At 67.5% G+C, this 13,365-nt stretch carries 14 protein-coding genes and 1 tRNA gene; 3 read left to right on the forward strand and 12 right to left on the reverse strand.

Features of this window, described 5'->3' with window-relative positions; translation table 11 throughout:
- Positions 1 to 20: 20 nt before the first annotated feature.
- From ACZ9YD_RS06210 to ACZ9YD_RS06235, 6 genes are all read right to left on the reverse strand, one after another.
- Positions 21 to 1,118, reverse strand: a complete 1,098-nt coding sequence (locus tag ACZ9YD_RS06210; RefSeq protein ID WP_465074251.1) for a zinc-binding metallopeptidase family protein — start codon at positions 1,116 to 1,118, stop codon at positions 21 to 23.
- Positions 1,119 to 1,136: 18 nt separating this feature from the next.
- Positions 1,137 to 1,967, reverse strand: coding sequence for a transglutaminase domain-containing protein (locus tag ACZ9YD_RS06215; RefSeq protein ID WP_465074252.1), 831 nt, complete (start codon positions 1,965 to 1,967; stop codon positions 1,137 to 1,139).
- Positions 1,968 to 2,178: 211 nt separating this feature from the next.
- Positions 2,179 to 2,253 (reverse strand) — tRNA-Val (locus ACZ9YD_RS06220).
- A gap of 343 nt (positions 2,254 to 2,596) precedes the next feature.
- Complete coding sequence (locus ACZ9YD_RS06225; protein WP_465074253.1) at positions 2,597 to 3,448, reverse strand: hypothetical protein; 852 nt, start codon at positions 3,446 to 3,448, stop codon at positions 2,597 to 2,599.
- Positions 3,449 to 3,479: 31 nt separating this feature from the next.
- Positions 3,480 to 4,106, reverse strand: a complete 627-nt coding sequence (locus ACZ9YD_RS06230) for a TetR/AcrR family transcriptional regulator (RefSeq protein ID WP_465074254.1) — start codon at positions 4,104 to 4,106, stop codon at positions 3,480 to 3,482.
- An 11-nt stretch (positions 4,107 to 4,117) separates the two neighbouring features.
- Entirely contained in the window at positions 4,118 to 4,375 is a 258-nt protein-coding gene (locus ACZ9YD_RS06235) for an acyl-CoA-binding protein (protein WP_465074255.1), read from the reverse strand.
- A gap of 141 nt (positions 4,376 to 4,516) precedes the next feature.
- Between ACZ9YD_RS06235 and ACZ9YD_RS06240 the strand changes: the two genes are divergently transcribed.
- Positions 4,517 to 6,505 carry an SDR family oxidoreductase gene (locus ACZ9YD_RS06240; protein WP_465074256.1) on the forward strand — a complete coding sequence of 663 codons (1,989 nt, stop codon included), beginning with the start codon at positions 4,517 to 4,519 and terminating at the stop codon, positions 6,503 to 6,505.
- 36 nt (positions 6,506 to 6,541) lie between these two features.
- Here the strand turns inward: ACZ9YD_RS06240 and ACZ9YD_RS06245 are convergent, their stop codons facing one another.
- The 3 genes from ACZ9YD_RS06245 to ACZ9YD_RS06255 form a co-directional block, all read right to left on the reverse strand.
- Positions 6,542 to 7,459: a restriction endonuclease gene (locus ACZ9YD_RS06245; RefSeq protein ID WP_465074257.1), complete on the reverse strand. Its 918-nt coding sequence runs from the start codon at positions 7,457 to 7,459 to the stop codon at positions 6,542 to 6,544.
- A 204-nt stretch (positions 7,460 to 7,663) separates the two neighbouring features.
- Positions 7,664 to 8,266 carry a phasin family protein gene (locus ACZ9YD_RS06250; RefSeq protein ID WP_465074258.1) on the reverse strand — a complete coding sequence of 201 codons (603 nt, stop codon included), beginning with the start codon at positions 8,264 to 8,266 and terminating at the stop codon, positions 7,664 to 7,666.
- Between the two features lie 71 nt (positions 8,267 to 8,337).
- Positions 8,338 to 9,567, reverse strand: a complete 1,230-nt coding sequence (locus tag ACZ9YD_RS06255; protein WP_465074259.1) for a patatin-like phospholipase family protein — start codon at positions 9,565 to 9,567, stop codon at positions 8,338 to 8,340.
- 87 nt (positions 9,568 to 9,654) lie between these two features.
- On the opposite strand from ACZ9YD_RS06255, the gene ACZ9YD_RS06260 reads away from it, so the two are divergent.
- Positions 9,655 to 10,374, forward strand: coding sequence for a DUF8198 family protein (locus ACZ9YD_RS06260; protein WP_465074260.1), 720 nt, complete (start codon positions 9,655 to 9,657; stop codon positions 10,372 to 10,374).
- Between the two features lies 1 nt (position 10,375).
- Here the strand turns inward: ACZ9YD_RS06260 and ACZ9YD_RS06265 are convergent, their stop codons facing one another.
- Positions 10,376 to 10,648 (reverse strand): polyhydroxyalkanoic acid system family protein, encoded by a 273-nt coding sequence (locus tag ACZ9YD_RS06265; protein WP_465074261.1) that lies wholly within the window; start codon positions 10,646 to 10,648, stop codon positions 10,376 to 10,378.
- Between the two features lie 105 nt (positions 10,649 to 10,753).
- On the opposite strand from ACZ9YD_RS06265, the gene ACZ9YD_RS06270 reads away from it, so the two are divergent.
- Positions 10,754 to 11,557: an FHA domain-containing protein gene (locus ACZ9YD_RS06270; protein WP_465074262.1), complete on the forward strand. Its 804-nt coding sequence runs from the start codon at positions 10,754 to 10,756 to the stop codon at positions 11,555 to 11,557.
- Between the two features lie 96 nt (positions 11,558 to 11,653).
- Here the strand turns inward: ACZ9YD_RS06270 and ACZ9YD_RS06275 are convergent, their stop codons facing one another.
- The gene (locus tag ACZ9YD_RS06275; protein ID WP_465074691.1) at positions 11,654 to 12,343 is read right to left on the reverse strand and encodes a protein-methionine-sulfoxide reductase heme-binding subunit MsrQ; all 690 of its coding nucleotides are present in this window, start codon (positions 12,341 to 12,343) and stop codon (positions 11,654 to 11,656) included.
- Complete coding sequence (gene msrP, locus ACZ9YD_RS06280) at positions 12,340 to 13,308, reverse strand: protein-methionine-sulfoxide reductase catalytic subunit MsrP (protein ID WP_465074263.1); 969 nt, start codon at positions 13,306 to 13,308, stop codon at positions 12,340 to 12,342. Before msrP ends, ACZ9YD_RS06275 begins: the two co-directional genes overlap by 4 nt.
- Positions 13,309 to 13,365: the final 57 nt, after the last annotated feature.

Genomic DNA, 13,365 nt, shown 5'->3' on the forward strand with positions numbered 1-13,365 from the left:
TCGTGTCGTGGACACTGCGCTCAGTGTGCGGCCGGCGTGGCGGGTCGCGCGGCGGCCGCCCGCCGCGCGCGGCGAATCAGGCCGTGGATGTACGCCATCTTCTCCACTACGGGCGGCGCGATCACAAACGGATAGAGATCCGGAAATCCCATCGTGCGGTTGAGGCTGTTGATCGCCCAGGTCAGTGGCAGCCACGCGTCGACCAAACGCTGGATGTCGGCAACGCGATGCGGATCGAACGACAGGTCGGTTTCCATCGACGGGTCGTCGGCAACGTCGGGCGCAATGCGGATGCCGAACGCCGATGCCATCTCCAGGGTATCGACGATGTGCAGGTAGTGCGCCCACGTCTCGGCCCAGTCTTCCCAGGGATGCATCGTCGCGTACGGGCTCACGTGCGCGGCCTGCCAGTCGGCCGGCGCGCCGCGGTCGTAATAACGCTCCAGCGCATCGCTGTAGCTCTGGCTGTCGTCGCCGAACAGCGCACGACAGCGTGCGAGTTCGTCATCGCCCGCATCACGCACCAGACGGTCCCAGTAGTAATGGCCGATCTCGTGGCGGAAGTGACCGAGCAGAGTGCGGTACAACTCGCCCATCGCGATCCGCGTAGCCTCGCGCGCAGCATCGTCGGCCTCGACGAGTGCGATGGTGATGTGGCCGTTGTCGTGGCCGGTCATGACCCGTGGGCCGGTCTTGGGATCGGCGAGGAAATCGAATGACAGCGGTCGCGGATCAGCGCTGCCCGGCGCGGGCGTCGGCAGCTGCAGACGCAGCAAGGTATAGAACAGCCGGCGCTTGGCGACTTCGATCTTCTGCCAGTCGGCCAGGCGTTCGGCATCGCCGAGGTTGGGAATCGTCCGGTTGTGCCGGCAGGCGAGACAGTAGCTGCTCGAATCGCTGGTGGGCAGAAGCCAGTTGCAGGCCGAATGCGTGGCATTGCGGCAGAACTTGAAGCGCGCGCCGGGCCGCGCGGGCGTGACCCACTCGCCGGCATCGAGATCCAGCGCTTCGAGCGTCAGCGTCTGCGGCAGGAAGCCCAACGTCTTGCCGCAGCGCAGGCATGCGGTGTTTTCGAAGTACAGCACCTGCTCGCAATGCGAGCACTTGAACAGTTGCATGGCAAGGTCGCTCCGGGATCAGGCGGCGTGGCCGAGATCGTCGTCGAACGTGCGAGCGGCAGAAGACTCGAGGTCGGCCCAGACGCGCAGCGACAGCGTACGCAGCGGACGATAGGTGGTCAGGAACGCCACGTCGGCGGCGTCGCGGCCATGTGCGATCACCACGCGTCCGCCGCGCGGGGCGGATTGGGTGGCGTCGAAGGTGTACCAGGCGCCGCCGAGGTAGGCCTCGAACCAGGCATGCATGTCCATGGGCTTGAGGTCGTGCAGCCAGCCCACGACCATGCGCGCCGGAATGTCGAGCGCGCGGCACAGGGTGATGCCGACATGGGCGAAATCGCGACACACGCCGGCGCCGTGCGCCAGGGTGTCCTGCGCATCGGTGCTCGCGTTGCTGACGCCGTAGCGATATTCGAGATGCGCGGCGATCCAGCGACGGATCGCCTCGGCCTGGGCGTAGCCCGGCGCGGCATCGCCGACGACGTTGCGTGCCTGTTCCCACATCGCACTGCGGTCGGACGGGCAGTAACGGCTGGGCAACAGGAACTGCAGGGTGTCGGCCGGCAGTGCACCGGGATCGATCGCGGGCGCGTCGGGCGCGACCCGGATATCGGGCGTGGTCTCGACGGTGGTGTCGATCCGCACGCGGGTCAGTCCCTTCGGCACCACGAAACGCTGGCAGCGATTGCCGAAGCTGTCGACATGCTCATCGAACCCGTGACTGCGCTCGAAGCCCGAGCGGTCGTTGATCCGCCAGCTGGCGATGCCGTCGCGCGGGCGCAGCATGGCAATGACCGGGCTGGCGGTGTCGGTTTCGATCGAGAGTTCGCAGCCGGCTTGGACACGCATTGCGGGAGATCTTCCTTGGAGGTGCGCCAAAGTAGGCGTGGGATCGTGCAGCGGACGTGCAGGACGCCGGTTCAACCGGCGCACGGTCACGAAGCGAAACACAGGGAGATGACCGTCCATCGCGCACGGCCGTGAAGAATGCGAATCGCAGGAACGCGCGCGTACGAAAAAGCCGGCGCTCAGGCCGGCTTTCTCGCACACGCTTGGTGTCTGGTGGGCGGTACAGGGATTGAACCTGTGACCCTTGCCGTGTGAAGGCAATGCTCTACCGCTGAGCTAACCGCCCGGATCGTTCGGAGGGGCGGGCAAACTGCCTGGGCCGTCTCCGCAGCGCTGGACCCACAAGGGGTGGCGCGATCGGGACGCGAATTCTACGGGTGATTCGGGTTGGCGACAAGCGGGTGTTGCGGGCGAATTGCGGGACGACGTGCCACGCATTCTCTGGCATGACGAAAACCGGAACCTGTCATCCCGGCGTACGCCGGGATCCAGCGCCTTTACGCGGTCAGAAATCAGTCGCGTCCCGAGCCGGAGTCGCTGGGCCCCGGCCTGCGCCGGGGCGACGGCCTGGTGGATAGCGCGACCTTGCGTCGTCGAGGTCGGAATCTCTGCTCAGGCCACGCGACCCATCACTCGATCTGTTCCGCCGCGTACGCCGCGTCCAGCGCTTCCATCGCATCGGCCGGCTTCAATTTGGCCGCCCTCTCGTAAGCCGCAGCCGCAGCCGCTTCCTTCTTGGCGCCATGCAACAGCATCAGCACGTTGCCGTGCTCGATATGGGCGATCGGGGATTGCGGCGTGAGTTTGAGCGCGATCGCGATGTGCGACTCGGCCTCGGCCGCCTTCGCGCCGTAGGTCAGGCCGCCGATCATCGCGCCGATCTTGTCGATGATCTCGGCGTGGTACAGCGCCAGCGCGGTGTGCGCTTCGGCGTGCTTCGGCGCGAGTTCGAGCGTGGTGCGCAGCGAATCGCGGACCTTGCCGGCGATGCCCTGCTTGAGCGCCTTGGCGATGCTCAGGCCCTGGCTGTAGCGGCCCAGTGCATAGGCGCGGCGGTAATGACTGTTGGCGTCATCGGGCAACGCGGCGATCGCGGCCTCGGCCAGCGCGGCGGCCTGCTCGTAACGCTTGAGCTGCTCGGCTTCCGACGTCACCAGATGCGTGGCGTGAATGCCCAGTGCCTTCACTGCGACCGACGCGCCGACAGGCCCGAGCGCACTGCCCGCGTCGAACGCGGTCTTGAAGTCGCCGCCATGGAACGCGCGCCAGGCGTCCTGCAGCGCGGTCGCGAGCGCAGCGGCGTCGAGGCCTTTGGGCGCGGCCTTGCCGGCGGCGTCGATCAACACCTGTGCGCGTTTCGTATCGGGGAAGGGTTCGGCATCACCGGCGTGCAGCCGCGGCCAGGCTTTCTTCAAGGCGTCGCCGGGATACTCGAATGCGTCGGACGGGTGGGGAACGGGCGCCCATGCGGACTTGGCCATCGTGGTCTCTCGAAGTGGCGCGGTCGCGCCGTCAGTGGGTGTAGGCCTTGACCAGCGCGTTGAGGTGCACGCGCTCGGCATCGCGCAGTGCAGGCGAGAGCAGCATCATCACCTGCACGATGCCCTCGCGGATCGCGACCTGCTCGTCGCGGTCGCCACGCGTGGCGCTGTAGTTGAGCCAGAACGTGGCGACGACGATCAGGTTCGTCGCCGCCGCATCGATCTCGGTGGGTGATGCGCGCAGGATGCCGGCGCGTGCCAGGCCCGCGATCACCGCATGCGCGCGTTCGCTGGCGCGGCGCAGGATGCGCGAGAACCGCACGCGCAGACGGCGGTTGCGGCTGAGAATTTCCAGCAGATCGCGATAGAGGAAGCGGTAATCCCAGATGCACTCGAACACCAGGTGCAGTTGCAGCCAGATGTCCTCCAGCTCCGGCAGGCGTCCGTCAGGCACCACGAGCGCGTCGTCCATGCGGGCTTCGTAGCCCGCGAACAGCTGCTCGATGATGTCGTCCTTGTTGCGGAAGTGGTAGTAGAGATTGCCCGGGCTGATGTCGAGCTCGTCGGCGATGTGGTTCGTCGTCACCCGCGGCTCGCCCTGGGTGTTGAACATCGCCAGTGCGCAATCGAGGATGCGTTGCCGGGTATCGCGTGCCATCGAAGCGCCGGTCAGCCGGCGAGCGTGTCGACCAGCGCGATGTACTGCTGCATAGCAGCATCCCGCGGCGTGCCGGCGAGCTTGCCCCAGGCCTCGTATTTGGCCGTGCCGACGAAGTCGAAGAAGCCCGGCTTCGGTCCACGCGCGTCGCCTTCCGAGCCCTGCTTGTACAGCGCATAGAGCCGCAGCAGCGTGTCGTTGTCGGGTCGTGCGTCGAGTGCCTGCACGCGTTGCGCGGCCGCTTCAAATGCCTGCGTCACATCGGACATCGTGGAGCCTCCCGGGAGCCGGTCGTCATCACAGCATCGTCGTCGCAGGGAATCAACCGCGGTCGATTGTGGGGCGCCGTCGCCTCTGGCACCGTAGCCACGGGAACGACGCCCGGCACCGTGGCGGCGTGGAGGGATGCGATGGCTTACTTCGTGACCGGTGCGACCGGCTTCATCGGGCGTCACCTCGTGGGCAACCTGCTCAAGCGCAAGGGCACGATCCACGTGCTGATCCGCAAGGACTCGCGGAAGAAATTCGACGTACTCGCGCGCGACCTCGGCTGGGACGCCAAGCGCTTCGTCGTGGTCGAAGGCGACATGACTGCCGAACGTGGCGGGGTCTCGACCGCGCAACTGCGCGCGCTCAAGGGGAAGGTGAAGCACTTCTTCCACCTCGCCGCGTTGTACGACCTGGCCGCATCGCTCGAGGCGCAGCGCATCGCCAACATCGACGGCACCCAGCACGCGCTCGATCTCGCCGCCGCGCTCGAAGCAGGTTGCTTCCACCACACGAGTTCGATCGCCGCGGCGGGCCTGTATCCGGGCATTTTCCGCGAGGACATGTACGCCGAAGCCGAAGGGCTGGACGATCCCTACCTGCGTACCAAGCACGAGTCCGAGGGGCTGGTGCGGCGCGAGACGCGAATCAAGTGGCGCATCTACCGGCCGGCGATGGTGGTCGGTCATTCGAAGACCGGCGCGATCGACAAGAGTGACGGCCCGTACTACTTCTTCACCCTGATCAAGAAGCTGCGCGACGTGTTTCCGCCGTGGATGCCGATGCTCGGTGTCGAGGGCGGGCGCATCAATATCGTGCCGGTGGATTTCGTCGCCGATGCGATGGACCACATCGCGCACAAGCCGCGGCTCGACGGCCACACGTTCCATCTCACCGATCCCGAACCGTTGCGCGTGGGCGAGGTGCTGAACCTGTTCTGCCGCGCCGGCCATGCGCCGGAAATGACGATGCGTCTCGACGCACGGATGTTCGCGTTCGTGCCGCCGTCGATCCGCGGCGCGGTGGGCGCGTTGCCCCCGGTGCGTCGCTTCGTCGGCATGCTGCTGCGCGATTTCCGCATCCCGAAGCAGGTGATGAAGTTCATCACCTATCCCACGCGCTTCGACAACCGCGAGGCCGAACGCGCATTGCGCGGCAGCGGCATCGAAGTGCCGAAGCTCGAGGACTACGCGTGGCGTCTGTGGGACTACTGGGAGCGCCACCTCGACCCCGATCTCTTCATCGACCGCACGCTCAAGGGCAAGGTGCGCAACAAGATCGTCGTGATCACCGGTGGCTCGTCGGGCATCGGTCTGGCGACCGCGCAGCGCGTGGCCGAGGCCGGCGCCGTGACGGTGATCGTCGCGCGCCGCGAAGAAGAGCTGTTCGCCGCGCGCGACGCGATGCGCGCGGCCGGCGGCAAGGTATTCGCGTACACGGCCGATCTCGCCGATCTCGCCGACTGCGATCGGCTGGTGCAGCAGGTGCTGAGCGAGCACGGGCATGTCGACGTGCTGATCAACAACGCGGGCCGTTCGATCCGGCGTTCGATCGAACTCAGCTACGACCGCTTCCACGATTTCGAACGCACGATGCAGCTCAACTACTTCGGCAGCCTGCGCCTGATCATGGGATTCATGCCGTCGATGACGAAGCGCCGCAAGGGCCACGTTATCAACATCAGTTCGATCGGCGTGCTGGCGAACTCACCGCGTTTCTCGGCGTATGTGGCGTCGAAAGCGGCGCTGGATGCATTCAGCCGCTGCGCGCAGGGCGAGCTGTCGGGCAAGGGCATCAGCTTCACCACGATCAACATGCCGCTGGTCGCGACGCCGATGATCGCGCCGACCAAGATGTACGACAGCGTGCCGACACTCACCCCGGACGAGGCGGCCGGGCTGCTGGTCAAGGCGATCATCGAAAAGCCCAGCCGCATCACGACGCGTCTGGGCGTGTTCGCGGCGCTGGTCAACGCGGTTGCGCCGAAGGCCTACGAGATCGTCATGAGCACCGCGTTCGAACTGTTCCCGGATTCGGCGGCGTCGAAGGGCGACCGCTCGGCGCTACGCGACGAGACACCGAGCCAGGAACAGATCGCGTTCGCCGCGATGATGCGGGGCGTGCACTGGTAACGCCCGCAGGTCGCGGGCATGTGCGCTGCCTGCGATTCAGAAGCTCCGGCACTGCAGGAAGCGTGTCTGCTGCCCGCTGGCGGGCGGCGGCGTGAGCTGCAGGCGCGACGAGGTCAGGTCCGGATGGCGCAGCACCAGGGCGCAGATCGCGTCGACGCTGGTCTGATCGTCCACGCGGGCGACGAACACCTGCAGCGTCGAGCCGGTCGCCCAGATCGCACGGTCGACATCGGGCAGGGTGCCGAGCGCACGTGACAGATCGCTGCGCTGGGTTTCGATCGGTGCATGCGGCGGCGCTTCGATGCGGACTGGCGCGGCAGGTGCAGTTTCGCTCGACGGCGTTGAAACGGTCGCGTTGGCCGCGGGCGCGGCATCGGGCATTGCCAGGAATACGGCCACGCCTGCCAGCAGGGCGAACAGCCAGCCCAGCAGCACGCGCTGACGGGCCACGGCGCCGGTCGTCGCGCGGATCGCGTCGAGTTCGCCGGCCGGCATCAGATCGCGGAGTTCCGGCCACAGGGTCGCGCCGTCGAGTAATTCAATGCGTTGCTTGCCGGCCGCGCCGCGGGCCTCGGCATCGATCTTGCCCTGCGTCACCAGCAGGCCACCGGCCGCGCTCTTGAGCAGCACTTCGCTCGACAGCGCCTGTACGGCGTTTCGGCCCAGCACATAGGTCGAGGCGTGCTTGCACGACAGCAGCCAGCGCGCGCCTTCGCGTTCGAGCATGTAGTCGCGGTCGCCGGACACATCTTCCAGATCCACCACCTGCACGTAGCCGCGACGGCGCAGCGCCTGCAGCACCATGCCGATGAAGCCGCGCCAGGAGATCGCCGACAGCGCGACGATGCCGGCCGCGGCTTCGTCGCGGCGCCGCTGGAAGGTCAGGAAATAGAACGAGGCCGCACATCCGATGGCGATCGCCACTCCGATTGCGGCGATCCACTGCGTGGTCATGCCGGTGTCCGTGTCCGCTTGCAGGGCGGCAGGATACCCGAGCGCGCCGCCCGATCAGCGTCAGATCGGAGCGAACCGTCGCTCGAAGCCCTCCCCCGGAAGCGGGGGAAGGGTTGGGTGGGGGGCAAGCCATCAGAGCTGGAAACAAAGGTTGCCGCGGGAATGCGCCAACAATCTCGTAGCCGGGCCAGTGGCGACCCGAGATCAGCCCGCTTTTGCAGCCCTCTTCGTCGCGCGCTTGGCCGGCGCCTTCGCCGTCTTCGCCACCGCCTTGCGCGGTGCCGCCTTCTTCGCAGGGGCCTTCTTGGCGGGCGCTTTCTTCGCAGGTGCCTTCGTCGCCTTGCGCGCCGGCGCAGACTTTCTAGCCTGCAGCGCCGCGGTCAACGCATCGACGCGCTTGCTGAGCGACTGCACATCGTCACGGCCAGGCACGCCGAGCTTGACCAGCGCACGCTGCACGCGGTCTTCGAACACCTTCTCGAGACGATCCCAGGTATCAGCCGCGCGATCGCGGGTCTGGCCGACGCCGGTCTCCACCGCGTTGCGCACCGTGCCCGCACGCGTATTCGCGTAGGCCCGCGCGGTCTTCTCCAGGCCCGCGCCTTCCTTCATCAGGCCGTCGAACAAGCGGGTGCCTTCGGCTTGCGCGCGGCCGAACGCGCCGACACCGGCCAGCCAGATCTGCTGCGCGGACTCGCTGATCGACTTCGACAGTGCCTCGCCGCTGGCGGCATCGCCCTCGGCGGGCCTGGAACGCGGTGCGGACTTCTTGGTGGCTTTCTTCGCGGTCTTCTTGAACGTGGCCATCGGTGTCTCCGGACGTGGTGGACAGGACGATCGCACCCTCATGCGGCGATCTGGAGGTTTCACACCGGCGCTCAGCGCGGTGGCGTGTCGATCAGGCGTTCGACATCGTCGAGCGCGCGGTGCAGGCGTGCGGTGGTTTCGGTGCGACGCGTACGCCGCGGCGGCAGGCCATCGAGCAGGGTGCGGTCGACGTCGGCGAGGATCTCCGGACGCAGTCCGATGCCGTGCGCGCCAAGGACCGGTTCGAGTTCGGCCGCGCGGTTGCGCAGGTCGTCCAGCGTCTGCCGGTACCCGAGTGCGCACACGCGATGGCGCGTGGAGAAGCTGAAGGCGTTGAGGAAGAATAGTTCCGAGGCGCCGTCGCCGGGCTCGAACACCAGCTGGTCGACATCCGGATACTGCTGCGCGTACTTCGCCAGTCCGACCTGCATGCGCGACTGCAACAGGGTGCGGAAGGTCTGCGACAGCACCGCGGGCAGGCCACCGTCGGTCAACGGCCGGCTGCGACGCTTGCGCCGCGCGGCACCCGCGGGGCGATCGGTATAGGGCACCAGCGGGTTGAGGCCCAGCATCAGGTCGATATCGCGTTCCAGCAGCACCGAGGCATGCATCGTGCGGCGCAGTGCGCCGTCGACGTAGTCGCGGCCGCCGATGCGGACCGGCGGATACAGGCCGGGCAGGGCGGCGCTGGCCTGCACCGCGCGCGAGATCGGCACAGCCGCCAGATCGCCGCTGCCGAACAGCGCAGCTTCGCCGCTGTCGAGATCGACCGCGACCACGTGCAACGCCGCCTCGAGCGCACGGAAATCGTTGCTGCGTCCGCGCCGCGAGAACACTTCAGCGAGGAAACGCTCGACGCCGCGGTTGTCGAACACACCGGTCGGCACCACACCGCCGAACAGCGCGGCGCGTGTGGCGCCGGGCAGCAGACCGCGGCTCCAGTCCATCGCCAGTCCCGGCAGGCCGGCGATGCGGCGTGCGTATTCGCCGAACGCGGGCCGCAGGAAGTCTTCGGCGCGGAATTCCAGATCGTCGCTGTCGCCGGTGATGAAGGCGCGGCACATCTCCTCGACATCGAGCCGGTTGGCCAGACCCGCAGCGAGAAACGCGCCACTGCTGATGCCCACGTAGCTGTCGAGCCGGGTCAAGTCGAGACCGTCGAGCGCCTCGTCAAGCGCACGCAGCGCGCCGAGTTCGTACATGCCGCCGATCGGCCCACCGCCGGCGATGGCGAGGCCGATCTTCGGTGCGCGGGGCGAGGCGCGGGTGCGACGGTGCCGGGCGGGATGCAACGACAGCATGGCGAGGCCTGCAGGTGGGACCGTCCGAGTGTAGCCAGCCGGTGTTGAAGGATTGCTCCAGACGCCGCCAGCGTCGAAGATGCGCCGATGACGGCATCCGACATTTCTGCCCGCCTCGCACGACGGCTGGCATGGCATCAGGCCCTGCACGACCCGGACTACGATCCGCGCGCCCGCTCGCACTGGCTGGCGGAACTCCGCCGCTGGCAGGCCGCACGCCTGCGCGTGAGCTTCGCGCACTTCCTCGAAGACCCGACGCGCGCACCGGCCGCGAACTTTTTCCTCGGCGATGTCTACGGCGATCGCGACTTCACCCGGCGTGATGCCGACATCGCCCGGATCCTGCCGACGATGCGCCGGCTGTTGCCGGCGCGGTTGCTGGAGACGGTGTCGGACGCGATCGAACTCGGCGCGCTGAGCCAGGCGCTGGATCTGCATATGGTCGAAGCGCTGCAACGCCTGGCGCCGCGGCGCCGCAAGCTCGACGACCCGTTGTACGCGGAGGCTTACCGCGACGTCGGCCGCGAGGGTTTGCGCCGGCGTCAGGTGCGGCTGATCGGCCGCGTGGGTCGCGGCTTCGGCAAAGCCTTGAAGATGCGCGGCGTGTCCGCGCTGCTGGCGTTCTCGCGCGGTCCGGCCCGGCTCGCGGGTCTGACCGAGCTGCAGGGCTTTCTGGAACGCGGCTATGGCGCGTTCGAAGCGCTGGGCGATCCGGACGCGTTCGTCGCCGAGATCGAGCGCGACGAGGGCGAAGTGTCGCGGCGTCTGTTCGCCGGACACCCCGCGCCGTACGCGCTCGACGACTAGATCAGAACTTCTCGGACAGCACCCGACGGATCTCGGCCTCGATCGGCCCCTGCATCGCCGACAGCAGGAAACCCAGCTTCGCGGTCACGTGCAGGCTCTGCGGCAGCAGCGCGATCGCGCCGTCGACGCCCGAGCGGCTGAAGTTGAGCGTGTCGCCGTCCCAGCCGTATTGCATGTCGAAGCGCTCGGAGAGCTTCTTGGCGACGGCTTCGACCGCAGTGCGGGCCTTGGCCGGCGGCAGCGAGTGGGGATGGGTGATGTCGATACCAGCCATGCGAGGCTCCGCGGGTTGTCGTGGACGCGCATTGTGCGTCGACCGGGCGCCGCGACCAAGTGACGGCGCGTGCAGTCACGTGGCCTCGTGCTAGATTGCCGCCGCATGACTGCGCTCAAGCTGCGATTCCCCACGCCCGACGAACCCGAACTGCCGCTCGACATCGGCGTGCACGGCATCGGCCGTGGCAGCGCCGGCGCGTTGACGCCGGTCTCCGACGGCGGCGAGCCGAGCGTGCGCTTCTGTGTCGATCGCCGCGGCGTCTGGCTGACTGTCACCGAAGGCGTGCAGGGGGTGCACGTCAACGGCCGCCAGATACGGCGCATGGCGATGCTGCGCACGGGCGATGCGATCTTCGTCGACGGCCACGAACTACGGCTGGTGTCGACGACGCCAATGTCCGCCAACGTATCCGCAGACGAAATCGATGACGCGGACAGCAGCGATGTCGATCCCCGCATCGTGCTGCGCGGTGTCGGCGGCCGCTATCACGGCCGCAGTTTCACGCTCGACAGGCCGCGTCTGGTCGGCCGTCATGCAGAAGCCGATATCCGTATCGACGAACCGGGCTTCGCCGATCGTCACGCACGTCTGGAACGTGCCGGGGGCATGGTGCGGATGACCGATCTCGGCTCGGCCGACGGCAGCGTGGTCAATGGTGAACCGATGCGCGACGCCGTGCTGCAGGCCGGTGACCAGATCGTATTCGACGCCCACCACCGCTTCGTCGTGGAAGCGCCTGCCCGGGCTGGGCACAGCGCCGGCTATGACCGTGCGCCGGAACCTCAGGCGCTCGTCGATGAAGCCAGGACATCGCGTGGCGGCGGCCTGCCATTGCCCTGGTTGCTGCTGGCAGCGGTGGTGATCGCAGGTTTGCTCAGCGCCTTGCTCTTGTTCGGCGCCGCCTGATTTCAAGGACACGAGGATTCGATATGGGAAGTTTCAGCATCTGGCACTGGATCATCATTCTCGGCGTACTGGTGGTGCCGGTCGTCGTGGTGGGCGTTATCGTCTGGGCGTTGCGACGCGGGCGCCGGCAGCGTTAGCCAGCCGCCGCTTCTGCACCGCCTTCCACACCCGCCAGCCGAGCAACACCGCGAGAATGCCTGCGTACAACGCGGGCTCGCGCCAGTCCGATTTCACGATCCACCAGAAATGCAGCACCGCGAGTGCAGCGATCGGATAGATGGCCTTGTGCAGTTGCCCCCACTTGCGGCCGAGGCGCCGCATCCAGCCCTTGGTCGACGTGACCGCGAGTGGCACCAGCAGCAGCCATGCGAGAAATCCGACCGTGATGAAGGGGCGCCTTGCGATCTCGGTGGCCACCTGTGACAGGTCGCCGACCAGATCCAGCGCCAGCCACACCCCGAAATGCAGGCTGGCGTACACGAATGCGTAGAGCCCGAGCATCCGGCGGAACCGCTGCGGCGCCGTCCAGCCGGTGATCTGGCGCAAGGGCGTGATCGCCAGCGTAATCAGCAACAGACGCAACGCGCCGATGCCGAGCTCGTGTTCGATCGCGACCACCGGCTCGGCCCCGAGCACATCGACATTCGCGCCGCCCAACACCTGCCACACGCGCCAGCCCAGCCACGCCAGCGGGGCCAGACACAGCAGGTGCACCAGCGCCTTGGCAGCGATGATCGCCGGCGGGGTTGCCGGCCGCGCGGGGCGCGCCGCAGGTGCAGCCTTCAGTACCACTTGCGCAGGTCCATGCCCGAGTAGAGCGAGGCCACCTGGTCGGCGTAGCCGTTGAAAGGCCGCGTGTCGATGCGGTTGGCCAGCAGACGGTTGCCGGTGCCTGCAATGCGCCGCTCGGTCTTCTGGCTCCAGCGCGGATGGTCGACCGCCGGATTGACGTTGCTGAAGAAGCCGTATTCCGACGGCTGCAGATCGTTCCACGCGGTGCTTGGCATACGTTCGACGAAGCGGATCGCCACAATCGACTTGATGCTCTTGAAACCGTACTTCCACGGCACGACCAGTCGCAGCGGCGCGCCGTTCTGCTGCGGCAGCGGCTTGCCGTAGAGGCCGGTGGCGAGGAAGGCGAGCGGATTCATGGCCTCGTCGATGCGCAGGCCTTCTCGGTAGGGCCAGTTGATCGAGCGGAAGCGCAGGCCGGGCATCTGCTCGCGGTCGGCGAGCGTGGTGAACGCCACGTACTTCGCATTGGCGTTGGGCTCGAACTTGCGCAGCACAGAGGCCAACGGCACGCCGCTCCATGGAATCACCATCGACCAGCCTTCGACGCAGCGCAGCCGGTAGATGCGTTCCTCGTTGGCGACGCCGCGCAACAGGTCCTCGAACGACACGCGCCCGGGCTTGGCGCATTCGCCGCCCACTTCCACCGTCCAAGGCGAGGTACGCAGCGTCTTCGCCGCGCTCGACGGATCGCCCTTGCCGGTACCGAACTCGTAGAAGTTGTTGTAGCTGGTGATGTCCTCGAAGCGCGTCAGCGGCTCGTCGGTGCGGAAACCGCTGCGCGCCTGCGCGGGCGTGACCCGCGCGGTGGATGCCGGCGGCGGCTCGGCTTCGGCACACCCTGCCAGCGTCAGCGCGGGCGCGGCGGCCATCAGGGCCAGCAGGCGGCGGCGGTCGCGATAGACGGTTTCGTCGGTGACTTCGGACTCCCGGATCCGCAACGCATCGCGCAATGACATGTGGGACTCCTCGGCGCGGCGCGCCTGTTGTGGACCAGTGACATACGTTGCCAGCGC

This window comes from Luteimonas sp. AC640a, assembly GCF_979256585.1.

Excerpts from the sequence above, each read along its gene's own strand:
- ACZ9YD_RS06210 (WP_465074251.1), bottom strand. The coding sequence starts at position 1,118 with ATGCAACTGTTCAAGTGCTCGCATTGCGAGCAGGTGCTGTACTTCGAA.
- ACZ9YD_RS06215 (WP_465074252.1), bottom strand. The coding sequence starts at position 1,967 with ATGCGTGTCCAAGCCGGCTGCGAACTCTCGATCGAAACCGACACCGCC.
- ACZ9YD_RS06225 (WP_465074253.1), bottom strand. The coding sequence starts at position 3,448 with ATGGCCAAGTCCGCATGGGCGCCCGTTCCCCACCCGTCCGACGCATTC.
- ACZ9YD_RS06230 (WP_465074254.1), bottom strand. The coding sequence starts at position 4,106 with ATGGCACGCGATACCCGGCAACGCATCCTCGATTGCGCACTGGCGATG.
- ACZ9YD_RS06235 (WP_465074255.1), bottom strand. The coding sequence starts at position 4,375 with ATGTCCGATGTGACGCAGGCATTTGAAGCGGCCGCGCAACGCGTGCAG.
- ACZ9YD_RS06240 (WP_465074256.1), top strand. The coding sequence starts at position 4,517 with ATGGCTTACTTCGTGACCGGTGCGACCGGCTTCATCGGGCGTCACCTC.
- ACZ9YD_RS06245 (WP_465074257.1), bottom strand. The coding sequence starts at position 7,459 with ATGACCACGCAGTGGATCGCCGCAATCGGAGTGGCGATCGCCATCGGA.
- ACZ9YD_RS06250 (WP_465074258.1), bottom strand. The coding sequence starts at position 8,266 with ATGGCCACGTTCAAGAAGACCGCGAAGAAAGCCACCAAGAAGTCCGCA.
- ACZ9YD_RS06255 (WP_465074259.1), bottom strand. The coding sequence starts at position 9,567 with ATGCTGTCGTTGCATCCCGCCCGGCACCGTCGCACCCGCGCCTCGCCC.
- ACZ9YD_RS06260 (WP_465074260.1), top strand. The coding sequence starts at position 9,655 with ATGACGGCATCCGACATTTCTGCCCGCCTCGCACGACGGCTGGCATGG.
- ACZ9YD_RS06265 (WP_465074261.1), bottom strand. The coding sequence starts at position 10,648 with ATGGCTGGTATCGACATCACCCATCCCCACTCGCTGCCGCCGGCCAAG.
- ACZ9YD_RS06270 (WP_465074262.1), top strand. The coding sequence starts at position 10,754 with ATGACTGCGCTCAAGCTGCGATTCCCCACGCCCGACGAACCCGAACTG.
- msrP (WP_465074263.1), bottom strand. The coding sequence starts at position 13,308 with ATGTCATTGCGCGATGCGTTGCGGATCCGGGAGTCCGAAGTCACCGAC.